General features: G+C 61.9%; 24 protein-coding genes and 1 pseudogene. 19 read left to right on the top strand and 6 right to left on the bottom strand.

What is annotated here, in order from left to right:
• Positions 1-23 precede the first annotated feature (23 nt).
• From ACW9IN_RS17380 to ACW9IN_RS17345, 8 genes are all read left to right on the top strand, one after another.
• Entirely contained in the window at positions 24-950 is a 927-nt protein-coding gene (locus tag ACW9IN_RS17380; RefSeq protein ID WP_457367038.1) for a carbohydrate ABC transporter permease, read from the top strand.
• Positions 951-960: 10 nt separating this feature from the next.
• Positions 961-1,791 (top strand): carbohydrate ABC transporter permease, encoded by an 831-nt coding sequence (locus tag ACW9IN_RS17375; RefSeq protein WP_017848429.1) that lies wholly within the window; start codon positions 961-963, stop codon positions 1,789-1,791.
• Between the two features lie 36 nt (positions 1,792-1,827).
• Positions 1,828-2,931, top strand: coding sequence for an ABC transporter ATP-binding protein (locus tag ACW9IN_RS17370; protein ID WP_457367037.1), 1,104 nt, complete (start codon positions 1,828-1,830; stop codon positions 2,929-2,931).
• Between the two features lie 18 nt (positions 2,932-2,949).
• Complete coding sequence (locus tag ACW9IN_RS17365) at positions 2,950-4,431, top strand: mannitol dehydrogenase family protein (protein WP_457367036.1); 1,482 nt, start codon at positions 2,950-2,952, stop codon at positions 4,429-4,431.
• An 80-nt stretch (positions 4,432-4,511) separates the two neighbouring features.
• Positions 4,512-5,993, top strand: a complete 1,482-nt coding sequence (gene xylB, locus ACW9IN_RS17360) for a xylulokinase (RefSeq protein WP_457367035.1) — start codon at positions 4,512-4,514, stop codon at positions 5,991-5,993.
• A 12-nt stretch (positions 5,994-6,005) separates the two neighbouring features.
• Positions 6,006-6,944 (top strand): carbohydrate kinase family protein, encoded by a 939-nt coding sequence (locus ACW9IN_RS17355; protein WP_457367034.1) that lies wholly within the window; start codon positions 6,006-6,008, stop codon positions 6,942-6,944.
• Positions 6,945-7,028: 84 nt separating this feature from the next.
• Complete coding sequence (locus tag ACW9IN_RS17350; protein ID WP_457367033.1) at positions 7,029-7,298, top strand: DUF2790 domain-containing protein; 270 nt, start codon at positions 7,029-7,031, stop codon at positions 7,296-7,298.
• 193 nt (positions 7,299-7,491) lie between these two features.
• Positions 7,492-7,749 carry a DUF2790 domain-containing protein gene (locus ACW9IN_RS17345; RefSeq protein ID WP_457367032.1) on the top strand — a complete coding sequence of 86 codons (258 nt, stop codon included), beginning with the start codon at positions 7,492-7,494 and terminating at the stop codon, positions 7,747-7,749.
• Between the two features lie 89 nt (positions 7,750-7,838).
• On the opposite strand, the gene ACW9IN_RS17340 is transcribed toward ACW9IN_RS17345, so the two are convergent.
• A complete protein-coding gene (locus ACW9IN_RS17340; protein ID WP_457367031.1) occupies positions 7,839-8,108 on the bottom strand; it encodes a DUF1652 domain-containing protein in 270 nt (89 codons plus the stop codon).
• 384 nt (positions 8,109-8,492) lie between these two features.
• Here ACW9IN_RS17340 and ACW9IN_RS17335 point away from each other — a divergent pair, with 384 nt between their 5' ends.
• Complete coding sequence (locus ACW9IN_RS17335) at positions 8,493-8,693, top strand: ParD-like family protein (RefSeq protein ID WP_003173664.1); 201 nt, start codon at positions 8,493-8,495, stop codon at positions 8,691-8,693.
• The gene (gene map / locus ACW9IN_RS17330) at positions 8,693-9,448 is read left to right on the top strand and encodes a type I methionyl aminopeptidase (protein ID WP_457367030.1); all 756 of its coding nucleotides are present in this window, start codon (positions 8,693-8,695) and stop codon (positions 9,446-9,448) included. Before ACW9IN_RS17335 ends, map begins: the two co-directional genes overlap by 1 nt.
• A 620-nt stretch (positions 9,449-10,068) precedes the next feature.
• On the opposite strand, the gene ACW9IN_RS17325 is transcribed toward map, so the two are convergent.
• On the bottom strand, positions 10,069-11,547 hold the full coding sequence (locus ACW9IN_RS17325) for a RimK family protein (RefSeq protein ID WP_457367029.1): 1,479 nt from the start codon (positions 11,545-11,547) through the stop codon (positions 10,069-10,071).
• A 202-nt stretch (positions 11,548-11,749) separates the two neighbouring features.
• On the opposite strand from ACW9IN_RS17325, the pseudogene ACW9IN_RS17320 reads away from it, so the two are divergent.
• Positions 11,750-12,193, top strand: a pseudogene (locus ACW9IN_RS17320) (GNAT family N-acetyltransferase); the annotation flags it as partial.
• A 41-nt stretch (positions 12,194-12,234) separates the two neighbouring features.
• On the opposite strand, the gene sfnG reads toward ACW9IN_RS17320, so the two are convergent.
• A complete protein-coding gene (gene sfnG / locus ACW9IN_RS17315) occupies positions 12,235-13,320 on the bottom strand; it encodes a dimethylsulfone monooxygenase SfnG (protein ID WP_457367028.1) in 1,086 nt (361 codons plus the stop codon).
• Between the two features lie 254 nt (positions 13,321-13,574).
• Here sfnG and ACW9IN_RS17310 point away from each other — a divergent pair, with 254 nt between their 5' ends.
• Positions 13,575-14,816: an acyl-CoA dehydrogenase family protein gene (locus tag ACW9IN_RS17310; RefSeq protein ID WP_457367027.1), complete on the top strand. Its 1,242-nt coding sequence runs from the start codon at positions 13,575-13,577 to the stop codon at positions 14,814-14,816.
• A 98-nt stretch (positions 14,817-14,914) separates the two neighbouring features.
• On the opposite strand, the gene ACW9IN_RS17305 is transcribed toward ACW9IN_RS17310, so the two are convergent.
• Positions 14,915-15,700, bottom strand: coding sequence for a sulfite exporter TauE/SafE family protein (locus ACW9IN_RS17305; RefSeq protein ID WP_457367026.1), 786 nt, complete (start codon positions 15,698-15,700; stop codon positions 14,915-14,917).
• A 293-nt stretch (positions 15,701-15,993) separates the two neighbouring features.
• On the opposite strand from ACW9IN_RS17305, the gene ACW9IN_RS17300 reads away from it, so the two are divergent.
• The 3 genes from ACW9IN_RS17300 (at position 15,994) to ACW9IN_RS17290 (ending at position 17,764) form a co-directional block, all read left to right on the top strand.
• The gene (locus ACW9IN_RS17300; protein WP_457367025.1) at positions 15,994-16,515 is read left to right on the top strand and encodes a DUF3455 domain-containing protein; all 522 of its coding nucleotides are present in this window, start codon (positions 15,994-15,996) and stop codon (positions 16,513-16,515) included.
• 65 nt (positions 16,516-16,580) lie between these two features.
• Positions 16,581-17,099 (top strand): sigma-70 family RNA polymerase sigma factor, encoded by a 519-nt coding sequence (locus tag ACW9IN_RS17295; protein ID WP_457367024.1) that lies wholly within the window; start codon positions 16,581-16,583, stop codon positions 17,097-17,099.
• Positions 17,096-17,764: an anti-sigma factor gene (locus ACW9IN_RS17290; protein ID WP_457367023.1), complete on the top strand. Its 669-nt coding sequence runs from the start codon at positions 17,096-17,098 to the stop codon at positions 17,762-17,764. The genes ACW9IN_RS17295 and ACW9IN_RS17290 overlap by 4 nt, the downstream gene beginning before the upstream one ends.
• On the opposite strand, the gene ACW9IN_RS17285 is transcribed toward ACW9IN_RS17290, so the two are convergent.
• Together ACW9IN_RS17285 and ACW9IN_RS17280 are read right to left on the bottom strand one after the other, a co-directional pair.
• Complete coding sequence (locus tag ACW9IN_RS17285; protein ID WP_457367022.1) at positions 17,765-19,066, bottom strand: ATP-binding protein; 1,302 nt, start codon at positions 19,064-19,066, stop codon at positions 17,765-17,767.
• Between the two features lie 3 nt (positions 19,067-19,069).
• Positions 19,070-19,771: a response regulator gene (locus tag ACW9IN_RS17280; RefSeq protein ID WP_457367021.1), complete on the bottom strand. Its 702-nt coding sequence runs from the start codon at positions 19,769-19,771 to the stop codon at positions 19,070-19,072.
• A 164-nt stretch (positions 19,772-19,935) separates the two neighbouring features.
• Here ACW9IN_RS17280 and ACW9IN_RS17275 point away from each other — a divergent pair, with 164 nt between their 5' ends.
• From ACW9IN_RS17275 to ACW9IN_RS17260, 4 genes are all read left to right on the top strand, one after another.
• Entirely contained in the window at positions 19,936-21,093 is a 1,158-nt protein-coding gene (locus ACW9IN_RS17275) for an efflux RND transporter periplasmic adaptor subunit (protein WP_457367020.1), read from the top strand.
• Positions 21,094-21,105: 12 nt separating this feature from the next.
• A complete protein-coding gene (locus ACW9IN_RS17270) occupies positions 21,106-24,210 on the top strand; it encodes a multidrug efflux RND transporter permease subunit (protein WP_457367019.1) in 3,105 nt (1,034 codons plus the stop codon).
• 167 nt (positions 24,211-24,377) lie between these two features.
• Positions 24,378-25,019: a DUF1345 domain-containing protein gene (locus ACW9IN_RS17265; protein ID WP_457367018.1), complete on the top strand. Its 642-nt coding sequence runs from the start codon at positions 24,378-24,380 to the stop codon at positions 25,017-25,019.
• 76 nt (positions 25,020-25,095) lie between these two features.
• Complete coding sequence (locus tag ACW9IN_RS17260; RefSeq protein ID WP_457367017.1) at positions 25,096-25,935, top strand: AraC family ligand binding domain-containing protein; 840 nt, start codon at positions 25,096-25,098, stop codon at positions 25,933-25,935.
• Positions 25,936-25,979: the final 44 nt, after the last annotated feature.

The raw sequence follows: 25,979 nt of genomic DNA, 5'->3' as shown, positions 1-25,979 counted from the left end.
TGTACCTGACTGGTTGTGACCCTATGAATACCAACACTGCCCAAGTGCAAACCGCCGTGCCGGCCACGCCGCGCAAAACCCGCGTGGCCAACCCGGGCTGGTTTCTCGTCAGCCCCTCGGTGGCCTTGTTGCTGCTGTGGATGATCGTGCCGCTGGGCATGACCCTGTATTTTTCGCTGATCCGCTACAACCTGCTCTATCCCGGCGAAAACGAGTTCGTGGGCCTGGAAAACTTCACCTATTTCATCACCGACTCCGGGTTCCTGCCCGGTGCCACCAATACCTTGTTGCTGGTAGGCAGTGTGCTGCTGATCAGCGTGGTGTTCGGCGTGTTGATCAGTGCCTTGCTGGAGGCCAGTGAGTTCTTCGGTCGTGGCCTGGTGCGGGTGTTGCTGATTTCGCCGTTCTTCATCATGCCCACCGTCGGTGCGCTGATCTGGAAGAACCTGATTTTCCACCCGGTGTCGGGGATTCTCGCCGCCGTGTGGAAGCTGTTCGGCGCCGAGCCCGTGGACTGGCTGGCCCATTACCCGCTGCTGTCGATCATCATCATTGTGTCGTGGCAGTGGCTGCCCTTCGCAATCCTGCTGCTGATGACCGCCATGCAGTCCCTCGACCAGGAACAAAAGGAAGCCGCGCGCCTGGACGGTGCCGGCGCCATCGCGATCTTCTGGCACCTCACCCTGCCCCACCTGGCCCGCCCGATTGCCGTGGTGGTGATGATCGAAACGATCTTCCTGCTCTCGGTGTTCGCTGAAATCTTCACCACCACCAATGGGGGGCCGGGCTACGCCTCGACCAACCTCGCCTACCTGATCTACAACCAGGCGCTGGTGCAGTTCGACGTGGGCATGGCCTCGGCCGGCGGCTTGATTGCCGTGGTCATCGCCAATATCGCGGCGATCATCCTGGTGCGGATGATCGGCAAAAACCTGACTGACAAGCCTTGAGGGCCGCGCCATGACGCTTCAACAATCCCGCCGCCTGCAAAGCCTGTTGCTCGGCACCCTGGCCTGGGCCATCGCAATCCTGATTTTCTTCCCGATCTTCTGGATGGTGCTGACCAGCTTCAAGACCGAAATCGACGCGTTCGCCACACCGCCGCAGTTCATCTTCACGCCGACGCTGGAGAACTACCTGCACATCAACGAGCGCAGCAACTACTTCAGCTATGCGTGGAACTCGGTGCTCATCTCGTTCAGCGCCACCGCCCTGTGCCTGTTGATCTCGGTGCCGGCCGCCTACTCCATGGCGTTCTACGAAACCCAGCGCACCAAGGGCACCCTGCTCTGGATGCTGTCCACCAAGATGCTGCCGCCGGTGGGCGTGCTGATGCCGATCTACCTGCTGGCCAAGAGTTTCGGCCTGCTGGATACCCGCATCGCGCTGATCATCATCTACACCCTGATCAACCTGCCGATCGTGGTCTGGATGGTTTACACCTACTTCAAGGACATTCCCAAGGACATCCTCGAAGCCGCCCGCCTGGACGGCGCCACCCTGTGGCAGGAGATGGTCCGCGTGCTGCTGCCGATCGCCAAGGGCGGCCTGGCGTCCACCGTGCTGCTGTCGCTGATCCTGTGCTGGAACGAAGCGTTCTGGTCGCTGAACCTGACCTCGTCCAACGCCGCGCCCTTGACCGCACTGATCGCCTCCTACTCCAGCCCCGAAGGTTTGTTCTGGGCCAAATTGTCTGCCGTGTCGACCCTGGCCTGTGCGCCGATCCTGATCTTTGGCTGGATCAGCCAGAAACAGCTGGTGCGCGGTTTGTCGTTCGGCGCCGTGAAATAACGGCCTTTCAATAAAAATTCCAAGCGGAGGCCCATCATGGCCAACCTGAAAATCAAGAATCTGCAAAAAGGCTTCGAAGGCTTCTCCATCATCAAGGGCATCGACCTTGAGGTGAACGACAAGGAATTCGTGGTATTCGTCGGCCCTTCGGGCTGCGGCAAGTCCACGCTGCTGCGCCTGATCGCCGGCCTGGAAGAAGTCACCGACGGCACCATCGAGCTGGATGGCCGCGACATCACTGAAGTGACCCCGGCCAAGCGCGACCTGGCGATGGTGTTCCAGACCTATGCCCTGTACCCGCACATGAGCGTGCGCAAGAACATGTCGTTTGCCCTGGACCTGGCCGGCGTCGACAAGAAGCTGGTGGAAAGCAAGGTCAGCGAGGCCGCGCGCATTCTGGAGCTGGGCCCGCTGCTGGAGCGCAAACCCAAGCAACTCTCCGGTGGTCAGCGCCAGCGCGTGGCCATTGGCCGCGCCATTGTGCGCAACCCGAAGATTTTCCTGTTCGACGAACCGCTGTCCAACCTCGACGCCGCCCTGCGCGTGCAGATGCGCCTGGAACTGGCGCGCCTGCATAAAGAGCTGCAAGCCACCATGATCTACGTGACCCACGACCAGGTCGAAGCCATGACCCTGGCCGACAAAGTCGTGGTGCTCAACAGTGGCCGCATCGAGCAGGTCGGCTCACCGCTGGAACTGTATCACCAGCCGGCCAACCTGTTCGTGGCGGGTTTCCTGGGTACGCCGAAAATGGGTTTCCTCAAGGGCAAGGTCACCCGCGTTGAAAGCCAGGGCTGCGAAGTGCAACTGGATGCCGGCACCACCATCAGCCTGCCCCAAAGCGGCGCCAGCCTGAGCGTGGGCAGCGCCGTGACCCTGGGGATTCGCCCGGAGCACCTGGAAATCGCCGCCCCGGGCCAGACCACCCTGACCGTCACCGCCGACGTCGGCGAGCGCCTGGGCAGCGACACCTTCTGCCACGTCGTCACCGCCAACGGTGAGCCGCTGACCATGCGGATTCGTGGCGACATGGCCAGCCAGTACGGCGAGAAGCTGCAGTTGCACCTGGACCCGGCGCACTGCCATCTGTTCGACACCGAAGGCAAAGCCGTGGCCCGCCCACTGCGCGCCGCCGCCTGATTTCGCGAGACTTTGCCGATGAAACTGAATAAACAGAACCTCACCCAACTGGCACCGCAAGTGAAGCTGCCCGCCTACGCGATTGCCGACACGCGCCAGGGCATCGCCCATATCGGCGTCGGCGGTTTCCACCGCGCGCATCAGGCGTATTACACCGACGCGCTGATGAACACCGGCGAGGGCCTGGACTGGAGCATCTGCGGTGTCGGCCTGCGCGCCGAGGACCGCAAGGCCCGCGACGACCTGGCCGGCCAGGACTACCTGTTCACCCTGTACGAACTGGGCGACACCAACGACACCGAAGTACGCGTGATCGGCGCGATCAGCGACATGCTGCTGGCCGAAGACAGTGCCCAGGCGCTGATCGACAAACTGGCAGACCCGGCGATTCGCATCGTCTCGCTGACTATCACCGAAGGCGGATATTGCATCGACGACAGCAACGGCGAATTCATGGCCCACCTGCCGCAGATCCAGCATGACCTGGCACACCCGGGCGCACCGAAGACCGTATTCGGCTTCATCTGCGCCGCGCTGACCCGGCGGCGTGCCGCTGGCGTTCCGGCGTTCACCGTGATGTCCTGCGATAACCTGCCGCACAACGGCGCCGTCACCCGCAAGGCCCTGCTGGCCTTCGCCGCCCTGCACAATGCCGAGCTGCACGACTGGATCAAGGCCAACGTGAGCTTCCCGAATGCCATGGTCGACCGCATCACACCGATGACCAGCACCGCCCACCGCCTGCAACTGCACGACGATCACGGTATCGACGACGCCTGGCCGGTGGTGTGCGAGCCCTTTGTGCAATGGGTGCTGGAAGACAAATTCGTCAACGGCCGCCCCGCCTGGGAAAAGGTCGGCGTGCAGTTCACCGACGACGTGACGCCCTACGAAGAAATGAAGATCGGCCTGCTCAACGGCAGCCACCTGGCCCTCACCTACCTGGGTTTTCTCAAGGGCTACCGGTTTGTGCACGAGACCATGAACGACCCGGTGTTCGTCGCCTACATGCGCGCCTACATGGACCTGGACGTCACGCCGAACCTGGCGCCGGTGCCTGGCATCGACCTGACCGACTACAAGCAGACGCTGGTGGATCGCTTCTCCAACCAGGCGATTGCCGATCAGTTGGAGCGCGTTTGCTCCGACGGTTCGTCGAAGTTTCCCAAGTTCACCGTGCCGACCATCAACCGCCTGATCGCGGATGGCCGTGAGACCGAGCGCGCGGCGCTGGTGGTCGCAGCGTGGGCGCTGTACCTCAAAGGCGTGGATGAGAACGGCGTGAGCTACAAGATCCCCGATCCGCGTGCCGAGTTTTGCCAGGGGCTGGTGAGTGATGACGCGTTGATCAGCCAGCGCTTGCTGGGAGTGGAGGAGATTTTCGGCACAGCCATTCCCAACTCCCCTGAGTTTGTGGCAGCGTTCGAGCGGTGTTTTGTGAGCTTGCGTGACAACGGCGTCACCCAAACCCTGCAAAACCTCCTGAAGAAACCGGCTTGAAAATGTGGGAGCAGGCAAGCCAGCTCCCACAGCCGATCGGGTTTCCACTTCAACAAAACAATACTGCTGAGCACTCCACCATGACCCAGCGAAACCTCTACTTGGGCATCGACTGCGGCACCCAAGGTACCAAGGCCGTTGTCCTCGATGCGTCCAGCGGCCAGGTGCTGGGCCTGGGCGCTGCGGCGCACACGCTGATCAGCGGCGTCAATGGACGTCGCGAACAGCACACCCAGGAATGGCTCAACGCCTTTACCGAAGCCACCCACCGCGCCCTGCAACAGGCCGGCGTGGATGGCCAGCACATTCTGGGCATTGGTGTTTCCGGCCAGCAGCACGGGTTGGTGTTGCTGGATGACCAGGGCCAGGTAATGCGCCCGGCCAAGCTGTGGTGCGACACCGAAACAACGCCCGAGAACGATCGTCTGCTGCAACACCTGGGCGGTGAAAGCGGCTCACTGGAGCGTCTCGGCGTGGCCATTGCGCCGGGCTATACCGTATCCAAACTGCTCTGGACCCGCGAACAACACCCCGGCATCTTCGAGCGCATCGCCCATATCCTGTTGCCCCACGACTACCTCAACTACTGGCTCACCGGTCGTGCCGTGGCGGAGTACGGCGATGCATCGGGCACTGGCTATTTCAATGTGCGCAGCCGCGAATGGGATGTGGCGCTGCTCCAGCACATAGACCCCAGCGGGCGTCTGGAAGCGGCATTGCCCGAGCTGATCGACGCCAACCAGGTGGTCGGGACGGTGCTGCCAGCCGTTGCCGAACGCTTGGGCATCAACCCCGATGCCATCGTTTCCAGTGGCGGCGGCGACAATATGATGGGAGCGATTGGCACCGGCAATATCGCCCCCGGCGTGATCACCATGAGCCTGGGCTCTTCGGGGACCGTCTACGCCTTTGCCGAACAACCGAACGTGAGCCCCGAGGCCTCGGTCGCCACCTTCTGTTCGTCCAGCGGTGGCTGGCTGCCGTTGATCTGCACCATGAACCTGACCAATGCCACTGGGGTGATCCGCGAGTTGTTCGACCTGGACCTGACGGCCTTCAATGACCTGATCGACCAGGCCCCCATCGGCGCCGACGGCGTGACCATGCTGCCGTTCCTCAACGGCGAGCGCGTACCCGCCCTGCCCCACGCCACCGGCAGCCTGCACGGGTTGACCATGACCAACCTGACCCGCGCGAACCTGTGCCGCGCCGTGGTCGAAGGCACCACCTTCGGCCTGCGCTACGGCCTGGACCTGCTGCGCCAGACCGGCCTGCAAAGCCAGAGCATCCGCTTGATCGGGGGTGGCTCGAAAAGCCCGGTGTGGCGGCAGATGGTCGCCGATATCATGAACACCGAAGTGATCTGTACCGAACAGAGCGAAGCCGCGGCCTTGGGCGCGGCGATCCAGGCGGCGTGGGCCCGGACCGGCGAGCCCCTGGCCAGCCTCTGCGACAAATGCGTAAGCGTCGACCCGGCCAGCCGAACCCAACCGGTGGCCGAGCATGTGAGCGCCTATCAACAGGCTTACGAGCGCTATCAGCAGCTTGTGGCAACCCTTTAAGAGCGAACGACTATGTATCTGGTGTGCGGCGAAGCGCTGTTCGATTTTTTCAGTGAGGAAGATGCCAGCGGGCAGGCTTCCAAGGTCAATTACAAGGCGATTGCCGGCGGCTCGCCGTTCAATGTGGCGGTAGGCTTGCGCCGCCTGGGCATCGAGGCCGGGCTGTTCGGCGGCCTGTCCACCGACTTCCTCGGCCGACGCCTGTTACAGGTGCTCAAGGATGAAGGCGTCAGCGAGCGCTTCCTGGTGGAGTTCGCTGCGCCGACCACCCTGGCGATGGTGGCCGTGGGTGCCAACGGCTCGCCCCAGTACAGCTTTCGCGGTGAAGGCTGCGCCGATCGGCAACTGGACGTCGTGCACCTGCCGACGCTGGGCGATGACATTCGCGGGCTGCATGTGGGCTCGTTCTCGCTGGTGGTGCAGCCGATCGGCGACGCCCTGCTGAACCTGGTCAAGCGTGAGAGCGGCAAGCGCCTGATCAGCCTGGACCCGAACGTGCGACTCAACCCGCAGCCCGACATCCAGCTGTGGCGCGACCGCGTGGCCGAACTGGTCAAGCATGCCGACCTGATCAAGGTCAGCGACGAAGACCTGCACCTGCTCTACCCCGACCAGTCGCCGGAGAGCGTGTTGCAAGGCTGGCTGCAACACCGTTGCCAACTGGTGTTCCTGACCCGCGGCGGCGATGGCGCCAGCGTGTTCAGCCGCCAGCACGGGCACTGGTCGCAGCCGGCGGTGAAGGTGGTGATGGCCGACACGGTGGGTGCCGGCGATACCTTCCAGGCCGCCCTGATCGCTTGGCTGACCGAGCACCAGCTGGATTCGGTGACTGGCCTGCAACAGCTCAGCCGTGGACAGATCGACGCAATGCTCGGCTTCGCGATCCGCGCCGCCGCCCTGACCTGCGGCAAGACCGGCCCGGACCTGCCGTATCGCCAGCAGCTTGGATGAAGGTTTTGTCAGCCAGGCAAACTTTAATCGATGGTTAATCCCGCAAGCCGACAGTGAAGTCCTACCTGCTTGCGGAGATCCACCATGAAACTGCGTACTTTGATACTGGGCGGCGCACTGGCACTGGCAACGGTGTCAGGCCTGGCCCAGGCTGACGATCAACAACCCGATGCCAAACCGGTGCCCTACCAGTACGGCATGCCGCTGAATATCGCCAAGGTGCTGGCCATGAACGAGGCCCAGACCAACGACTGCAAGGTCATCGACGCGGACATCAAGTTCGTGGACACCGCCGGCAAGGTGGAAGACGTGGGTTACCGCAAACTGTCGGATGCTTGCAGTTTCCAGAACTGAACCTGGAAAAAACCGGCTATTTCGTAGGACGCTTTCCTCTAAAACGTAGGGAAATTCTCAGAAACTTCAATTTAATCAATGATTAAGCTTGATGAACAACAGTGAGCTCGACCGCCCCTGCACCGGTTGCAAACCGACGGGGCGGCCACCGTTTCATCACGTCGATGAGGCGGATCACTGATGGAGAAACCCCATGAAACTGCGCAACCTCTTCCTGCTTGGCGGCATTCTGACAATCACTACTCTGGCGACAACCGCACAGGCTGAATCAAAGCCCGTGCCGTATCGCTATGGCATGCCCCTGGATATTCGCAAAGTCATTGCCATGAACGAACCGAACACTCCCGAGTGCAAGGTCATCACGGCGGACATCAAGTTTCTGGACAAGGCCGGTGAAGTCCGACATGTGAGTTATCAGAAATTGTCCGACGCCTGCATGCTTCAGAACTGAGTGCGGGGCGCGAACGAATGGCAAAACGATGATGGAGCCGTATTGGGCCTGGCGTTTCTCCAGGCCCTCCGGTTTTTTGCACAGCCTGCCTAGTAGTAGCCTCGCCCTCCCACGCGTTGCAGGATCGGCGCTTGGGTATGTTTCAGGTCTTCGCGCAACCCGGTGATCAGGTTGCAAATGGCTCGACTGCTGTCGAGTTTTTCGGCATTGATGCCTTTGACTTCCAGATCCACTCGGTCACGGTCGCGGTCGTCATAGACCTTGATCGTCAGCGAAGCATCTTCGGCTTTGGTGCACTCGCACCGTTTAGGCAGGAAACTTCCTTCAATAATGCTGCGAAGTTCTAATTCCGAAAGCATGGCCAACCTCTCCTTTTTTGAGACCGCCAATCGATTTTATGAACCGCCGGACTGCTCGCAGGCGCCTTGCCTGCCACGTCTTGCCAGCCTTGGAAGACGCTTACAACACCCAAGCCTACTCGGCAAAATCCTACAGCGTTGTAACCTTTCCTCATAACCAGTGCGGTTTTTCAGCTAACTCGCTGCGTTTTTACATTCAGAAACCAAACCTTCGTCGAACTCCCGGGATTAAACGTTTAATCCAAGCGTTCCTGACAGCCCACCTGCTGGGTCATCCCTCAGCCGGCAACATGTCGCAAACTTTCAACCCGTTGATGAACGGGGGTTTACTCGAGATATACGAAACATATACGCTTTGTATATCCACCTGACACAGTGAACCCTATGGGCATCGTCAAAATCACCGACCAACTGCACGAACAACTGCGCCTGGCCAGCGCGGCCATGGACCGCTCCATCAACGCCCAGGCTGAGTTCTGGATCAAGATCGGCCTGCTCGCCGAACTCAACCCCAGCCTGCCTTACAACGAGTTGATCAACAAACTGTTGCTGGACAAACCTGATCTGATCCGAGGGCGCAGTTGATGATCAAGACCGCCCCGCAATTGGCCGTGATGCGTGAATCCGGGCGCCTGCTGGCGCAAGTGTTCAGCATGCTCGACGGTTTTGTCGCCGCCGGCCGCTCCACCCTGGAGCTGGATGCCGCTGTCGAAACCTTCATCCGCAAAGACCTCAAGGCCCGCCCCGCCAGCCTGGGTCAGTACGACTACCCCTTCTGCATCAACACCTCGATCAACGAGGTGGTATGCCACGGCATGCCCAACGCCAGGGACGTGCTCAAGGACGGCGACATCATCAATATCGACATCACCCTGGAAAAAGGTGGCTTCATCGCCGATTCCAGCAAGATGTACATGATCGGCAACGTCTCGCCCAAGGCACGGCGCCTGGTGGAACAGACGTTCGAAGCGATGTGGGCCGGCATCCGCCAGGTCAAGCCTGGCGCGCGCCTGGGCGATATCGGCCACGCGATCCAGAGCCACGCACAGGCCAATGGCTACAGCGTGGTGCGCGAATACTGTGGTCATGGCATTGGTCGGCAGATGCACGAAGAACCGCAGATCCTGCATTTCGGCCGCCCCGGCACCGGGCTGGAACTGCGCGAAGGCATGGTATTCACCGTGGAGCCGATGCTCAACCAGGGCAGTGCCAAAGTGCGCAACCTCAAGGATGGCTGGACAGTGGTCACCCGTGACAACAGCCTGTCGGCGCAATGGGAACATACCGTGGCGGTGACGGCGGACGGTTTTGAGGTCTTGACCCTGCAACCGTCCAACTGAGCGACCCTACACCCTATGGGAGCAATTGTCTTGGCAGATTCTCTGTCAGCCCTGCCACCGTCATCGCAGCGGTGCGGCGATCCGACAAGCCAGCTCCCACAGAACCTCTCTATTATTGGCGAGAAAACGCCCGGTGCGATGGCCCTGCTGACAGCATTTCTCTAGCCTCTGCCTATCCCTGTGGGAGCTGGCTTGCCTGCGATAGCCGTACATCAGCCAACAACGTTGGCGACTGACACTCCGCCATCGCGGGCAAGCCCGGCTCCCACAGTTGGCCTCTATTACCTGTCAGATTGCATTCCAGATTCAGTCGAGGAATCTTGCCAGTCGGTCCGCTTCCGAGCCGAGCACAAGCCCGCTCCCACACTGGATCTCTATCGCTGGTGAGAATGCACCCGGCGCGATGGCCCTGTTGACGGAGCTTTTTCAGCCAATGCCATCCCCTGTGGGAGCTGGCTTGCCTGCGATACGGTACACGCGGTGTTTCAGGAGCACCGCAGTGATGCCATCGTAGGCAAGCCAGCTCCCACAGGGGATCAGTGGTCACACAACATTGGCGCCACCCGCTATTCGTTTCAGCCCCAATACCCTCAGCCCGAAAACGCTGGATCATCGCCGGCTCACCAGACCTGGCCCTGACGCTTGAGCTCCAGGCGCCTGACGAACTCCTCCAGCACCAGGCCATAGAGGTCGTCCTGCAAGTAGGCGTCTTCGATACCGGCGTCCAGGTTGGGGTTGTCGTTGACTTCGATCACCACCACTTTTTCGCCGGATTGCTTGAGGTCGACGCCATACAGGCCATCGCCGATCAGGTTGGCGGTCTTCACCGCCAGTTCCACCACTGCCCGGGGCGCTTCATGGACAGCCAGGGTTCGGCATTCGCCGTTGATGTCCTGGCCGATAGCCTTGTGGTTGTAGATCTGCCAATGGCCCTTGGACATGAAGTACTGACAGGCAAAGATCGGCTTGCGGTTGAGCACGCCGATGCGCCAGTCGTACTCGGTGTAGAAAAATTCCTGCGCAAGCAACAGCACCGAATGCTCGAACAGCTCGGCGGTGGCCTTGAGCAGCGCGGCCTGGCTCTCGACCTTGATCACGCCACGGGAGAAACAACCGTCGGGGATCTTCAGCACCAACGGGAACCCCAGGCGCTCGCCGACCCGCTCGAAGTCTTCCGGTCGTTCCTTGTAGAGAATTTCGGTGGCGGGCATGCCCAGTTGATGGCTATTCAGCAGATCCGTGAGGTAAACCTTGTTGGTGCAGCGCAGAATCGACGTCGGGTCGTCCATCACCACCAGGCCTTCGCTTTCGGCTTTTTTGGCGAAACGGTAAGTGTGGTTGTCGACGCTGGTGGTCTCGCGGATCAGCAGGGCATCGTATTCGGCCAGGCGGGAATAGTCCTTGCGTTCGATCAACTCCACGTCGATGCCCAACCCTTTGCCTACCCGGATGAAATTGTCCAGGGCGCGGGCGTTGGACGGTGGCAACTGTTCCTGGGGGTCGTGGAGGATCGCCAGGTCATAACGGGCCAACCGGCGTGAACGGGGCTGGCGCCAGATCTTGCGGCTGAAGTTGTCAAGGGCGTGGGCGAACTGATCTTCCTGATCATCGCGCAACTTGTGCAAGACCCCGGACTTGACCCCTTCGATATGCCAGCCGTTATTGCGTTTGAACTCAACTAACAGAATCGGGCAGGGAAATACTTCAAATAACTGACGGGCCAGCTCCTGCAACGGTTCTATTGTGGTTTTTCCAAAATAAAGGGTCAGGGTAAACCCTTCGGTATTGCTGTAAAGATGATGACTCAAGGCTTTATCCAGGGTTTTATCCAAGTCATCCAGCGCCAGACCGTACAGCGACTTCCTGGTCAATTCACTGATCGTGCGTACCGACGGGATCACCTTGTGGCCACGGGCCTCAGCCAACAGCGAACAATAGTAGCCATGCCCCAGGTACTTGTAGCTGCGGCACAGGTTGATTACCTGGACGCGTTTGCCCGCTTCGTTTTCCCGAGACTGCTCCAGGTATTCCTGGGCCGTGACAATGTCTTCGCTGGGGAAGTAAGAAGCCCAATCTTCCTTGCGCTCGACAATAATCATGACCTGACTTGCGCCTTTGGAGGCAGCCGAAAAATAACCCTGGGAAGTGATTGTCGTTGCGACGGTTTGCCCGGATACTTCACGCCAATGACCTTGTACCGCCGACATAGTATTTGATCCGCTTTAGAGAACTCGACCTTTTCTATTAAGCACGATCTTTTGGAGAAGTCCCGTTTCGTTACGCAACTTTTACGGCGGTCATATGGCTCTTCTCTTTCGTGTTGCAACCCCCGGCGATGTGCCTGAATTAATAGCACTGGAACAACACTGTTTTATCAGCGACCGACTGTCATCGCGCAGTTTTCGGTGGATGGTCAGCCGCGCCCATGGGCGGCTGCTGGTGGCGGAAAGTGACGGACGCTTGCTCGGTTACGCCCTGGTGTTGTTCCGTCGCGGCACTCTGCTGGCGCGGCTGTATTCCATCGCCATCGCCGAGCCTGCGCGCGGCCTGGGCCTCGGCAAACAGTTGCTGGCCCGGATCGAGGCGTGTGCCGTTGAACAGGGTTGCACCGGCCTGCGCCTGGAAGTGCGCACCGACAACCCCAGTGCGCTGGCCCTGTATGAACGCAACGGCTACCGGCGCTTTGCCCTGGTCGACGACTATTACGAAGACCACACCCCGGCGCTACGCCTGGAGAAGCGCCTGGAGCGCTGAGCCGCTGTAGTGGCAGCGGTCCCAGAAGTGCATCAAGCCACCTGCCTGGCACCGGCCTTGGCCTCCAGTTCGCGCACCAGCGGCAACACGCGCTTGCCGAAGTATTCGACCTCTTCCTGAAAGTGCAGGAAGCCCGCCAGCACCAGGTCCACCCCCACAGCCTTGAGCGCGACGATGCGTTCGGCGATCTGCTGCGGGGTGCCGATCAAATTGGTCTTGAAGCCGTCGTTGTACTGCACCAGGTCCTCGAAGCTCGACTTGGCCCAATTGCCCTCGCCCTCCGGCGAAGCCCGGCCCGCTTGCCTGGCGGCGTCACCAAAGGCGTTCACCGCGTCGGGGTCGGCCTTGTCGATGATTTCTGCCAGCACTGCGCGGGCTTCTTCCTCGGTGTCGCGGGCGATGATGAACGCGTTCACGCCGACCTTGACCGAATGCTGATTGGCGGCCGCCTTGGCACGAATATCGTCAACCTGTGCCTTGATGCCCTCAGGCGTGTTGCCGTTGGTGAAGTACCAATCCGATACCCGCGCCGCCATGTCCCGCGCCGCGCGCGAACTGCCACCCTGGAACACTTCCGGCCGGCCGATGGGCTTGGGCTTGAGGGTGTAGTGGTCGAAGCGGTAGAAATCGCCCTTGAAGGTGAACGCGTCCTGGCTCCAGATGCCTTTCAAGGCCCGGATGAACTCTTCGGAACGGCGATAACGCTCGTCGTGCTCCAACCAGTGTTCGCCGATGGCCTGGAATTCGCCCTTGAACCAGCCACTGACAATGTTCACCGCAATGCGGCCATTGGTCAGCTGGTCGATGGTCGCCAATTGCTTGGCCGCCAGCGCCGGTTGCCAGGGGCCGGGCAGGATCGCGGCGATGACCTTGAGTTTGCTGGTCGCAGCCAACAGCGCATGGCTGAACGCCACCGACTCATGCTGATTTTCCGCACCGTAGCCGGCGGTGAAGCGGATCTGGGTGAGGCCGTATTCAAAGCCGGCCTCTTCAGCCAATTGCGCCAGTTTGCGGTTGTAATCGATACCCCAGTGGGTGCGTTGTTCGATCTTGCTCACCACCAGACCACCGCTGACGTTGGGCACCCAATAGGCAAATTTCACAGCTTGCTGACTCATCGCACGGTACCTCGCACAAGGGGATGTACCCAGGCTTGAGCAGCAAGCGTGCCAGCGCGGGGAAACGCCCATGCCAGGGGCATTCGGGATGATTGCGGGGTACCGACGCCCCTGTCGCAGAGCGTGCCGGTTTGTCGATCAGCTGTTGCCAGGGCAACAGTGGACGACCGTCACGTCCCGTAAATATGCATGCCGGAGCCCGGCACGGACTGTGCAATCCCCTTTGCATCGATCACTGCCCAGGAACCTTGCCCATGACCGAGCAACACGTCATCAACCCGCTGTCCACCGGCGTCGACTACCCCACGCTGGCGGCGCGCTTTCGACCCATCTTCCAACGCATCGCCGATGGTGCCGTAGCGCGCGAGCAAACGCGCACCCTGCCCCACGAACCGATCCAATGGCTGAAAGAGGCCGGGTTCGGCGCCGTGCGCGTGCCAGTGGAATACGGCGGTGGCGGCGCCTCGCTGCCGCAGTTGTTTGAGCTGCTGATCGAGTTGGCCGAGGCCGACTCGAATGTGCCTCAGGCGTTGCGCGGGCATTTCGCGTTTGCCGAAGACCGCTTGAATGCGCCGCCCGGCGCTGGCCGCGACCTGTGGTTCAAGCGTTTCGTCGACGGCGATATCGTCGGCTGCGCCTGGACCGAAATCGGCAACGTCGCCATTGGCGATGTGGTCACCCACGTCAGCCCCGATGGCGACCGCTGGACGCTCAATGGCGAAAAGTTCTACAGCACCGGCAGTCTGTTTTCCGACTGGATCGATGTGTACGCCCAGCGCAGTGACACGGGCGCCGATGTGATCGCCGCCACCCGTACGCAGCAGCCGGGCGTGGTGCAGAGCGATGACTGGGACGGTTTCGGCCAGCGCACCACGGGCAGCGGCACCACACGCTTCAGCGATGCAGTGGTGGAGGCGGAGAACGTGATCGACTTCGCCACGCGGTTCAAATACCAGACGGCGTTCTATCAATTGGTGCTACTGGCCAGCCTCGCGGGCATCGGCCGCGCCGCACTGCGTGATGTGGCCCATCAGGTGCGCAGTCGCACACGCATCTACAGCCATGGCAATGCGCCCCATGTCAGCCAGGACGCGCAGGTTCAGCAGGTGGTGGGTGAAGTGGCTGCACTGGTTTACGCCGCCGAGGCCAGCGCGTTGAAAGCGGCAGTGCCGGCGCAGCGGGCGTATGTGGCACGGTTCGGCGGGGATGCGGCGCTGGAGCGCGAAGCCAATGTGGCTGCGGAGATTGAATCGGCGACGGCGCAGGTGGTGGTGTCGGAATTGATCCAGCGAGCGACCAGCGAATTGTTCAATGCGCTGGGGGCTTCGGATGTGCGTCAGGGTAAAGCGCTGGATCGGCATTGGCGCAATGCGCGGACGGTGTCTTCACATAACCCGGTGATTTACAAGGCGCGGATTGTGGGGGATTGGGTGGTGAATGGGACTGAGCCGCCGTTTGTCTGGCAGATTGGGAATGGGCCGGGGGTCACGTCGTGAAGGAGATAGACGCCTCGGTGAATCAGGCACACCCCGTTGAAAGCATCGCAGGCAAGCCAGCTCCCACAGTTGCCTCGCATCGACGGCTATCCCTTCAATCAAAACGCCAACTTATACCCAATACTCATCAACATCACCGCCAGACAAGGTCGCAGCACGCCATCAGGCACTTTGCCCGTCATATGGCTCCCGAGGTAAATGCCGGGCAACGACCCCATCAACAGGAAACCCAGCAACTGCCAATCCATATTGCCCATGCTGGCATGCCCCAACCCCGCCACCAGCGTCAAAGGCACGGCATGGGCGATCTCGGTCCCCACCAACCGGCGGGTCGCAAGAAACGGATACAGGATAAACAGCGCCACCGTACCCAGAGCCCCCGCACCAATGGACGTCAGGGCCACCATGGTGCCCAGGATCGCTCCGGTCATCACGGTGAGCGCGTTGAGATTACGCGGGTTCATGCTGTAGTCGTCGCCGGCATGGCGCTGGGCAAACGCCAACAGCCGGTTCTTGAACAGAATTGCCAGGGCCGTCAGCAGCAACACCACACCGAGGGCCTGCTTGATCACCGCGTTCATGGCACTGGGGTCGGTGTGCAGGCTGGCCAGGAACCACAATGTCAGCAGCACCGCAGGCACACTGCCCAGGGTCAGCCAGCCGGTGATCGACCAGTCGATGTTCTTGTTCTTGCTGTGCACCAGCACCCCACCGGACTTGGTGATGGCGGCGTACAACAGGTCGGTGCCCACGGCGGTGGCCGGGTTGATGCCAAACCACAACAGGATCGGCGTCATCAGCGAGCCCCCGCCCACACCGGTCATGCCCACGATAAAACCCACGATCAGGCCCGCAATTACGAAACCACCATTACCCACATCCATTACAGCTACCTGCGGCCTTATAAATTTCTGGCCGCAGGATAGCGATTTTTCTTATAACGACTTATATCAATATGATCTGACTTTATGCCTTTCAGTCCAGGCGGCGGAAAACATAGGCCCGGGTCCTTGTTGAGCAGACGCATGAACTCCCGTCGTTGCCAATCTCTCCTCGGGTAACGCGGGCCCCCTAGTGCACACTCGCGAGTTTATTTTTTGATGGCTGCATCCAGTCCGGCGGCTCAGGGGTAGTCCTGTCAGCAACCCTGCTGTTCGACTGAAATGGAGAAGCACCCATGAACGCTAAAGCATTGTTCTGCCTGACCGCCCTGCTCGCCGCAGCACCCGCCGCCTTCGCCCAGACCGGCTTGCCCGACAGCATCAAGGTGCCGGACGGCCACAAGGTGGCGCTGGAAACTACCGGCGTCGGCGAAATCACCTACGAGTGCCGGGACAAGGCCAACGCCGCCGGCCAGACCGAGTGGACTTTCGTCGGCCCCAAGGCCGTGCTGAATGACCGCAGTGGCAAGCAGGTGGGGACTTACTTCGGTCCGCCCGCCACCTGGCAGGCCCAGGACGGGTCGAAAATCACCGGCACCCAGTTGGCAGTGGCGCCGTCGGGAGCGGGCAACCTGCCGTATCAGTTGGTCAAGGCCAACCCGGCTGAAGGCAAGGGCGCCATGAGCGGCGTGAGTTACATCCAGCGTGTGGCGCTCAAAGGCGGTGTGGCACCGAGCAGTGAGTGCACGGTGGCCAATAAAGGCAAACAGGAAGTGGTGAAGTACCAGGCCGATTACATCTTCTGGGCGGCCAACTGAGCAAAGTCGACTACGCTGCCCCCACAGGTGATCAAAGCGCGGTTCGCCGCCTGGGGTAGCACGACGTGTTTGAGTTCGACTACGAAGCTTGTCTGCTGGCCTGTGCACAGGGTGATCAGCGCGCCTTGCGCAGGCTCTATGAACAAGAGAGCAGCCACTTGCTCGGCGTGGCGTTGCGCATTGCACGGAACAAGGCCCTGGCCGAAGACATCGTGCATGACGCATTCATCAAAATATGGCGCGGTGCCGGCAGTTTCGACCCCGCGCGCGGCTCGGCCCGTGGCTGGGTATTCAGCGTGACCCGGCACCTGGCGCTGAATGGGGTGCGCAACCATTACCGGGAAGTCCCGCTGGGCGAAGAGCACGAGCAAAGCACCACCGATACCTTTGAATTCAGTGCACGTACCGGGCAGATTCACACCTGCCTGGCGCAGCTCGACCCGGTCCGTCGCACCTGTATCCTGCATGCCTATGTCGACGGTTATTCCCACAGCGAAATCGCCCGGAAACTCGACACCCCGCTGGGGACCGTCAAAGCCTGGATCAAACGTAGCCTCGCCGCGCTGCGGGAGTGCATGGCATGAACAGCCCGTTGGATGAACTCGCCAGTGAATATGTGTTGGGCACCCTGCCCGCCGAACAGCGCGCCGAGGTGGAACGACGCCTCACCCACGACGCCGAATTACGCGCGGCGGTGGATGCCTGGGAGCAGCGCCTGCTGCCCCTGACCGCGTTGGCCGAGCCAGTGCCTCCCTCCGCCGAGCTGTGGCGCCGCATTGAGCGTGCCATCGGCCAGGCCCCCGCTCGTTGGTGGGACCTGCTTGTCGTGTGGCGCGGACTCGCCGCTGCCGGACTGGTGGCCACCCTCACTTTGGCCACACTGCTGCTGATCCGCCCGCCCGCCGCTGAGCCGTCCTTTGTAGTGGTGCTGATGGCACCGCAAAGCCAGGCACCGGGCTGGGTGATCCAGGCCAGCGATGACCAGCGAATTCAGTTGATTCCGCTGGGCGTGATGGAAGTACCTGCCGACAAGGCCCTGGAGTTCTGGACCAAGGCGGATGGCTGGCAGGGGCCGGTGTCCCTGGGGCTGGTCAAGCCGGGGCAGACGCTATCGCTGCCGCTGGACAAACTGCCGCCGCTTGCCCACGACCAGTTGTTCGAGATGACCCTGGAAGACGCACGCGGCTCACCGACCGGCAAGCCCACGGGGCCGATCCAGGCGATCGGCCGCGCGGTCAAGGTGCTTTGATCAGCTGACGCTGGGCAACCACACCCGAAAGCGCGCGCCCCCCAAGGGCGACGCCAGGGCCGTCAACGTACCGCCCTGGGCTTCCAGGGCGCGTCGGCTGATGGCCAGGCCCAGGCCGAAGCCGCCCGTGGCGCGGTCGCGGCTGCGGTCGAGACGGTAGAACGGTTCGAAAATGCGTTCGCGCTGGTCCGGCGGAATGCCGATACCGTCGTCATCCACCCAGATTTCACAGCCCCTGGGACACACCTTCACGCCCACCTGGATGCGTTTTTCGCAGTAGCGCGTGGCATTGCGCAGCAGGTTCTGCAGGGCACGGGCCGTCAGGCGCGGGTCGAGGCTGAAGCGCTCTACCGCGCAGTCGAGGACCACGTCGATGACGATCTCGGGGTTCTCCAGTTCGTCGTCGACACTGCCCAACACGCTGTCGATAAACTCATCGAGCATCACCTCGACCCGTTCCGGCAGTTGCGCGGGGTTTTGCAAGCGGCTGTAGGACAGCAATTCCAGCACCAACTCGTCCAGCTCGCGAATATGCGCCACCAGGCTTTGCAGGCGCTCGCGGCTGGCGGGAGGCTGGTCTTCGGACAACGCCAGGGCCAGGCCGAAGTCCAGGCGCGTCAGCGGCGTGCGCAGTTCGTGGGACACCGCATTGAGCAAGTCGCGCTGCTGGTTGAGCAGGCGCTCGATGTCGTCGGCCATGGTGTCGAACACCGACGCCAGGCTACCGATGCTGGAACTGGCCGGAATGCGTGTGCGCTCGGTCAGGTTGCCCTGGCCCAAGTGCGCGGCGGTGCTCTTCAGGCGCTCCAGGTCCCGCCAGTGCGGCCGCAGCCACGCCAACAGGCAGGCCAGCAGCGCGGCACCGATCAAGACATTCATCGACCAGTACAACAGGTTCATGTCCAGCGGATCGGGCGGAATGGTCAGCTTGACCACGAACTGCTGGTTGATTGGCGAACTGACTTCCTCCATCCAGCCCCAGTCGCCCAGGCGAATCACCGGTTTGCCCTGCTCCAGCAGTTGCTCTTCTTCCGGGGTGTAGCTGGCGTCCTGACGCAACAGCAACTGCACTTTCAGCGGCGCAAAGTCGCGGCCCAACTGCTCGGTCACCTGGGACCAGCGCTCCACCGGCGCACGCAGGTATTGTTTGACGATGAGCTTTTGCGTCCCGCGGGACTGCTCGACGTTGTAGTCGAGGTAGCGATGTTGGAAGACCTGGATCACCAGCTTGGGGATCAGGAAGATCGCCGCACTGTAAGTCACGATGGTGATGAGGTAGAGCCGCAGCAGCACACGAAACATGGATCAGCATTCCCACTCGGAGCGGCTGAACAGATAGCCCTTGCCCCACACCGTCTTGATCTTGCGCGCTTCGCCGGCATGGTCGTCGAACTTGCGGCGCAGCTTGGAGATGGCCACGTCCACCGAGCGGTCGGTACCGTTGAACTCGATACCGCGCAGGCGTTGCAGGATCTGGTCGCGACTGAGCACTTCACCGGCATGCCGCGCGAGCACCACCAGCAGGTTGTATTCGCCGCTGGACAACTCCACCGGCTGGCCGCGCCAGGTCACCGTGCGCTCCGACAGGTCGATGCACAGGTTGCCCATCAGGATCTGGTCATTGGCCACCTGCGGTTCGGACAGGCTGCTGCGGCGCAGCAGCGTTCGCACACGGGCCAGCAGCACACGCGGCTCGCAGGGTTTGGTCACGTAGTCATCGGCGCCCATCTCCAGGCCCAGCACCTGGTCATGGCTGTCGTCGCGGGCGGTGAGCATCAGGATCGGCAGGCCCGCCGAGTCGGCGCGCAGCAGACGGCACACCTGCAAGCCGTCGAGGCCGGGCAACATCAGGTCGAGGATCACCAGGTCCGGCGGGTCGAGCCGCGCACGTTCGCGCACATGGTCGCCCCGGCTGAGCACGCTGACTTGATAGCCATTGCGCTCCAGGTAGCTGGCAATCAGCTCGGAGAGTGCGGCGTCGTCTTCCACCAGGAGGATGTTGGGCATACAGATGTTTCCAAAAAATACGATTTTGCAGGATTGTGCAAGGATATACGCCCGCAGCCGGCTGTGGGCCTTGCCTTACATTTCTTCACAGACGCTGTACACAGCTTCACAGCACCCCGATAACCACGACCTTAGGATGCACCGGTCACTATCGGGATAAGAGCATGTCGAAGAATCTGTTTGCGCCGTTTTGCCTGCTGGCCTTCACGCTGGCCTTGACGGGCTGTGGCCGTTCCGACGCCGAGGCGCCGCAAATGCCCCTGGCCAAGGTGCGCGTCGAAACCCTGCAAGCCAAGCCGCTGTCCATCAGCAGCGAACTGAGCGGGCGCATCGCCGCGCCGCGCATCGCCGAAGTACGTGCACGGGTGGCGGGCGTGGTGATGCAGCGGGTGTTCAAGGAAGGCCACGATGTGAAACAGGGCGACGTACTGTTTCGCATCGACCCGGCGCCGTTCAAGGCCGACCTGGACAGTGCCCGGGCGAATTTGAGCAAGGCCGAGGCCAACGCGTTCCAGGCACGCCTGCAAGAGCAACGTTACAGCCAGTTGGTGGAAGGCAACGCGATCAGTGGCCAGGACTACGACAACGCCCGCGCCGCCGTACGCCAGACCAACGCCGAGGTCGCCGCCAGCCAGGCCGCCGTCGAACGCGCCCGGCTGAACCTGGGCTACGCCACCGTGACCGCACCGATTTCCGGGCGCATCGGCCGGGCGCTGGTGACCGAAGGTGCACTGGTGGGCCAGAACGAAGCCACGCCCCTGGCGATCATCCAGCAACTGGACCCGATCCACGCCGACCTCACCCAGTCCACTCGCGAATTGAATGACCTGCGGCGCGCCTTCCGCGCCGGCAGCCTGAAACAGGTGGGTCAGGACCAGGCCAAGGCCACATTGATCCAGGACGACGGCAGCCTGTACCCGTTACCGGGCAAATTGCTGTTCGCCGAGATCAGCGTCGACCCGGGCACCGGGCAGATCATCCTGCGCAGCGAGTTCCCCAACCCGGACCTCGACTTGCTGCCCGGCAGTTTCGTGCGGGTACGCCTGGAACAGGCGGTCGACAAGCAGGGCCTCAGCGTGCCGCAACGCGCCATCACCCGCGACAGCGCCGGTGTGCCCATGGTGCTGTTGCTGGACGCCACGCAGACCGTGAGCCAGCAACCGGTGGAACTGGGCGCGGTGATCGACGACCGCTGGGTGGTCAGCAGCGGCCTCAAGGCCGGCGACCGCATCGTCGTCGAGGGTTTGCAGCACGCGCGCCCCGGCGACAAGGTCGAGGTGGATGACAGCCCCGCCCCGCTTGCCCAGGCCACCGGCCATTAAGGATCATTGACCATGCCGCAGTTCTTTATCGACCGCCCGATCTTTGCCTGGGTGGTGGCCCTGTTCATTCTGCTGGCCGGGGTGCTGGCCATCCCGCAATTGCCGGTGGCCCAGTACCCCAACGTGGCGCCGCCGAAAGTGGAAATCTACGCGGTGTACCCGGGCGCGTCGGCCCAGACCCTGGATGAAAGTGTGGTCAGCCTGATCGAGCAGGAGCTCAACGGTGCCGATCATTTGTTGTATTTCGAATCCCAGAGCAGCCTGGGTTCGGCCACCATCACCGCCACGTTCCAGCCGGGCACCAACCCGGAAATGGCCCAGGTGGATGTGCAGAACCGTCTCAAGGCGGTGGAGCCACGCCTGCCCCAGGCGGTGACCCAACAAGGCTTGCAGGTGGAGAAGGTGTCCGCCGGTTTCCTGTTGCTGGTGACGCTGACCTCCAACGACGGCAAGCTTGATGACGTAGCGCTCAGCGATTACCTGGCGCGCAACGTGATGAACGAACTCAAGCGCGTGGAAGGCGTGGGCAAGGCGCAACTCTATGGCGCCGAACGCGCGATGCGCATCTGGATCGACCCGCAGAAGCTGATCGGCTTCAACCTGACCCCGGCGGATGTGAACGCCGCGATCAGCGCGCAGAACGCCCAGGTATCGGCAGGCAGCATCGGTGATCTGCCGGGTACCCACACCCAGGAAATCACCGCCGCGATCCTGGTCAAGGGCCAGTTGTCGACCCCGGCGGAATTTGCCGAGATCGTGCTCAAGGCCAACCCGGACGGCTCCACCGTGCGCATCGGCGATGTGGCGCGGGTAGAAGTCGGCAGTCAGGAATACCAATTCTCCACGCGCTTGAACGGCAAGCCGTCCACGGCGGTCAGCGTGCAGCTGTCGCCCGGGGCCAACGCGTTGAACACCGCAACGCTGGTGCGCGCGAAGATGGACGAGCTGTCGCGCTACTTCCCGGCCAACGTGGAATACAAGATTCCGTACGACACCTCGCCGTTCGTCAAAGTCTCGATCACCAAAGTGGTCTACACCCTGCTGGAAGCGATGGCGCTGGTGTTTGCGGTGATGTTCCTGTTCCTGCAGAACGTACGCTATACGCTGATCCCGACACTGGTGGTGCCGATTGCACTGATGGGCACCTTCGCCACCATGCTGTTGCTGGGCTTCTCGATCAACGTGCTGACCATGTTTGGCATGGTGCTGGCGATCGGCATCCTGGTGGACGATGCGATCGTGGTGGTGGAAAACGTCGAGCGGATCATGGCTACCGAGGGGCTGTCGCCCAAGGACGCGACCAAGAAAGCCATGGGCCAGATCACCGGGGCGATCATCGGCATTACCCTGGTGCTGGTGGCGGTGTTTCTGCCGATGGCGTTCATGGCCGGCTCGGTGGGGGTGATCTATCAGCAGTTCTCGTTGTCGATGGCGACGTCGATCCTGTTCTCGGCGTTTCTCGCCCTGACCTTGACCCCGGCCCTGTGTGCCACCCTGCTCAAGCCGATAGCCCCAGGCGAACACCACGCCAAGGGCGGCTTCTTCGGTGCGTTCAACCGACGCTTCGAACAACTGACCGACCGCTATGAGGGCTGGGTTGCCTACGCCCTCAAGCGCAGTGGCCGTTACTTGCTGATCTATCTGGTATTGCTGGTGGGCCTGGGCTGGATGTTCAGCCGCCTGCCCTCCTCGTTCCTGCCGGTGGAAGACCAGGGTTACACCATCACCGATATCCAGCTACCGCCAGGCGCCAGCAAGAACCGCACGACGCAGGTGGCCGAGCAGATCGAGGCGCATAACGCCAGTGAGCCTGGAGTGGGCGATACCACCATGATCATGGGCTTCAGCTTTTCCGGCTCGGGGCAGAACGCGGCGCTGGCGTTTACCACGCTCAAGGATTGGTCACAGCGCAGCAGCCAGGATTCCGCCTCGGCGATTGCCGACCGCGCCAACGCAGCCTTCAGCGAACTCAAGGATGCGATTGCCTATGCGGTGCTGCCCCCGCCAGTGGACGGCCTGGGCACCTCCAGCGGTTTCGAGTTCCGCTTGCAGGACCGTGGCGGCGTTGGCCATGCGGCATTGATGGCGGCCCGTACCGAATTGCTGGCGGCTGCCGAAAAAAGCCCGATCCTGGCCAACGTGCGTGAAAGCGCCCTGGCCGACGCCCCGCAAGTGCAGCTGGAAGTGGACCGCAAGCAGGCCAATGCACTCGGTGTGTCCTTTGCCGATGTGGGCAATGTACTGTCGTCGGCCATCGGTTCGAGCTACATCAACGACTTCCCCAACCAGGGCCGTATGCAGCGGGTGGTGGTGCAGGCCGAAGGCGACCAGCGCAGCCAGGTGGCCGACCTGATGAAGATCCACGTACGCAACAATGCCGGGAAGATGGTGCCCTTATCGTCCTTCGTCGAAGCCCGCTGGACCCAGGGCCCGACGCAATTGACCCGCTACAACGGCTACCCCGCCATTGCGATCTCCGGCGAAGCGGCGCCGGGGCACAGCACCGGCGAAGCGATGGCGGAGATCCAGCGCCTGGTCAACCAGTTGCCGGCAGGGCTGGGTCAGGAGTGGACGGGCCTGTCATTGCAGGAACGCCTGTCGGGCAGCCAGGCGCCTTTGCTCCTGGGCTTGTCGTTGCTGATCGTGTTCCTGTGCCTGGCGGCCTTGTATGAAAGCTGGTCGATTCCCACATCGGTGCTGCTGGTGGTGCCGCTGGGCGTTCTCGGTGCGGTCATCGCGGTGGCATTGCGCGGTATGCCCAACGATGTGTTCTTCAAGGTGGGCTTGATCACCATCATTGGCCTGTCGGCGAAGAACGCGATTCTGATCATCGAATTCGCCAAGGATCTCTATGACCAGGGCGAAGACCTGCTCGACGCCACATTGAAAGCCGCGCGCCTGCGCCTGCGGCCGATCATCATGACGTCGCTCGCCTTCATCCTCGGCGTAGTGCCCCTGGCAATCGCCACCGGCGCCAGCTCGGCGAGCCAGCAGGCGATTGGTACCGGGGTGATCGGTGGGATGATCACGGCGACCCTGGCGGTGGTGTTCGTACCGGTGTTCTTTGTGGTCGTGATGAAACTGGTGAAGAAACGCCCCCGCCAGCCTCATTCTTGAAGAGGACACGGTCAACAATGTGGGAGCGGGCTTGCCCGCGAATGCGTAGTGTCAGGCGATACCTATGTCACTGGCCCTCCGTCTTCGCAGGCAAGCTCCCACAGAGGTTATGGGTCGTGTTCGGGATCAGGTACAGTCTGCTGACACATAGTCAGTTGTGAGCCGCCATGTCCTTCCTCGCCCGCACCCATCCTCGCCTCTCCGCCGCTGCCGTACTGGGCATTGCCGTGGGCTTGCTGGCGCCGGCCGACACCGTCATCAGCAAAATTCTCATCGGCTGGAACGCCGGCGTCTGGACCTACCTGCTGTTGATGCTGTGGCTGACCATTCGCGCCAAGGCGCCGGACGTCAAGCGCATCGCCGAGGTAGAGGACGAAAACGCCGGGCTGGTGCTGTTCATGGTGTGCATCGCCGCAATTGCGAGCCTGGCCACCATCACCTTCGAACTGGTGGGCAGCAAGGACCTGGCAACCTCCGAACGCCTGTTGCATTACGGCTTTACCGGGTTGACGGTGATCGGCTCGTGGCTGTTGATCGGGGTGATCTTCAGCGTGCATTACGCCCGCCTCTATTACACCTGGGACGGCAAGGAACCCGCCCTGCGGTTTGCCGAGGGCCTGACGACCCCCAACTACTGGGACTTCCTGTACTTTTCCTTCACCATCGGCGTGGCCGTGCAGACCTCCGATGTGGGCGTCGCCACCCGGGATATGCGCAAGGTGGTGCTGGGGCAATCGTTGATCGGCTTTCTGTTCAACACGGCGATTTTGGGTTTCTCGATCAACATCGCCGCCGGGCTGTTCGGCTGACGCTGCACAAACCTTCTAGACGCCTGACGAATGCCCGGCGCCCAATGAGCCTCACGTATTCCCGACCCGGTGATTTATGGCCGCGCACAATTGGATCGACCTGTCCCAGGACGCCGACACCGGCATCGAGACCCTGCGCGCGCATTTCGAGGGTCACGCCTACGACCCGCACTGGCACGACAGTTATCTCATCGGCGTCACCGAGCAAGGCGTGCAGCAGTTCAATTGCCGTCGCACCCGCCACCACAGCGTGCCCGGCCAGGTGTTTCTGGTAGAACCCGGCGAACTGCACGACGGCGACGCGCCCACTGTCGACGGTTTTACCTACCATATGCTCTACCTCGACCCGCAGTGGTTGTCGCGGGAAGTGAGTGCAGTGTTCGAGAAGGCACCGGCGAACAGCCAGCTGAGTGTTGTCAGCACGTTGATCAATGATCCACGCCTGGCACACGCCACCAGCCATGCCTTCCAGACCCTGCACAGTGGTGAACTGCGCATCGTGCGTCAACGTGCCATGGACCAGTTGTTGGAACAGCTCACCGGGCAACTCCATTGGCGCTCTCGCTACCGCGACGACCCGCGTCTGCCGCTGGTAGCCCATACGGCTCGAGAATACCTGCATGCGCACCTGCACCAGGACGTGGGCATGGATGACTTGGCGCTGGCTTGCGGTGTCGATCGCTTCCGCCTGACCCGTGCATTCAAGAGCGCATTTGGCCTGCCGCCCCATGCTTATCTGGTGCAATTGCGCCTGGCCCGCGCCCGGCACCTGCTGGCCAAGGGGGAGCAACCCGTCGACGTGGCGATTGCCTTGGGTTTTGCCGACCAGAGCCACCTGGGCCGCTGGTTTGTGCGTGCCTATGGCCTCACGCCCGCTGCGTACCGCAAGCGCTGCTCAAATCTTCCAGACAGGTGACACGTCCGCTTGTGAAAATCGACGCCCTCGATTGATCTTGCGGA

The sequence above is a fragment of the Pseudomonas sp. SDO5271_S396 genome (genome assembly GCF_054071795.1).
This window is presented reverse-complemented; position numbering and strand designations above follow the sequence as displayed.

What these genes read in the sequence shown, in the direction of transcription:
- ACW9IN_RS17380 (WP_457367038.1), top strand. Translation starts at nt 24, where the DNA reads ATGAATACCAACACTGCCCAAGTGCAAACCGCCGTGCCGGCCACGCCG.
- ACW9IN_RS17375 (WP_017848429.1), top strand. Translation starts at nt 961, where the DNA reads ATGACGCTTCAACAATCCCGCCGCCTGCAAAGCCTGTTGCTCGGCACC.
- ACW9IN_RS17370 (WP_457367037.1), top strand. Translation starts at nt 1,828, where the DNA reads ATGGCCAACCTGAAAATCAAGAATCTGCAAAAAGGCTTCGAAGGCTTC.
- ACW9IN_RS17365 (WP_457367036.1), top strand. Translation starts at nt 2,950, where the DNA reads ATGAAACTGAATAAACAGAACCTCACCCAACTGGCACCGCAAGTGAAG.
- xylB (WP_457367035.1), top strand. Translation starts at nt 4,512, where the DNA reads ATGACCCAGCGAAACCTCTACTTGGGCATCGACTGCGGCACCCAAGGT.
- ACW9IN_RS17355 (WP_457367034.1), top strand. Translation starts at nt 6,006, where the DNA reads ATGTATCTGGTGTGCGGCGAAGCGCTGTTCGATTTTTTCAGTGAGGAA.
- ACW9IN_RS17350 (WP_457367033.1), top strand. Translation starts at nt 7,029, where the DNA reads ATGAAACTGCGTACTTTGATACTGGGCGGCGCACTGGCACTGGCAACG.
- ACW9IN_RS17345 (WP_457367032.1), top strand. Translation starts at nt 7,492, where the DNA reads ATGAAACTGCGCAACCTCTTCCTGCTTGGCGGCATTCTGACAATCACT.
- ACW9IN_RS17340 (WP_457367031.1), bottom strand. Translation starts at nt 8,108, where the DNA reads ATGCTTTCGGAATTAGAACTTCGCAGCATTATTGAAGGAAGTTTCCTG.
- ACW9IN_RS17335 (WP_003173664.1), top strand. Translation starts at nt 8,493, where the DNA reads ATGGGCATCGTCAAAATCACCGACCAACTGCACGAACAACTGCGCCTG.
- map (WP_457367030.1), top strand. Translation starts at nt 8,693, where the DNA reads ATGATCAAGACCGCCCCGCAATTGGCCGTGATGCGTGAATCCGGGCGC.
- ACW9IN_RS17325 (WP_457367029.1), bottom strand. Translation starts at nt 11,547, where the DNA reads ATGATTATTGTCGAGCGCAAGGAAGATTGGGCTTCTTACTTCCCCAGC.
- sfnG (WP_457367028.1), bottom strand. Translation starts at nt 13,320, where the DNA reads ATGAGTCAGCAAGCTGTGAAATTTGCCTATTGGGTGCCCAACGTCAGC.
- ACW9IN_RS17310 (WP_457367027.1), top strand. Translation starts at nt 13,575, where the DNA reads ATGACCGAGCAACACGTCATCAACCCGCTGTCCACCGGCGTCGACTAC.
- ACW9IN_RS17305 (WP_457367026.1), bottom strand. Translation starts at nt 15,700, where the DNA reads ATGGATGTGGGTAATGGTGGTTTCGTAATTGCGGGCCTGATCGTGGGT.
- ACW9IN_RS17300 (WP_457367025.1), top strand. Translation starts at nt 15,994, where the DNA reads ATGAACGCTAAAGCATTGTTCTGCCTGACCGCCCTGCTCGCCGCAGCA.
- ACW9IN_RS17290 (WP_457367023.1), top strand. Translation starts at nt 17,096, where the DNA reads ATGAACAGCCCGTTGGATGAACTCGCCAGTGAATATGTGTTGGGCACC.
- ACW9IN_RS17285 (WP_457367022.1), bottom strand. Translation starts at nt 19,066, where the DNA reads ATGTTTCGTGTGCTGCTGCGGCTCTACCTCATCACCATCGTGACTTAC.
- ACW9IN_RS17280 (WP_457367021.1), bottom strand. Translation starts at nt 19,771, where the DNA reads ATGCCCAACATCCTCCTGGTGGAAGACGACGCCGCACTCTCCGAGCTG.
- ACW9IN_RS17275 (WP_457367020.1), top strand. Translation starts at nt 19,936, where the DNA reads ATGTCGAAGAATCTGTTTGCGCCGTTTTGCCTGCTGGCCTTCACGCTG.
- ACW9IN_RS17270 (WP_457367019.1), top strand. Translation starts at nt 21,106, where the DNA reads ATGCCGCAGTTCTTTATCGACCGCCCGATCTTTGCCTGGGTGGTGGCC.
- ACW9IN_RS17265 (WP_457367018.1), top strand. Translation starts at nt 24,378, where the DNA reads ATGTCCTTCCTCGCCCGCACCCATCCTCGCCTCTCCGCCGCTGCCGTA.
- ACW9IN_RS17260 (WP_457367017.1), top strand. Translation starts at nt 25,096, where the DNA reads ATGGCCGCGCACAATTGGATCGACCTGTCCCAGGACGCCGACACCGGC.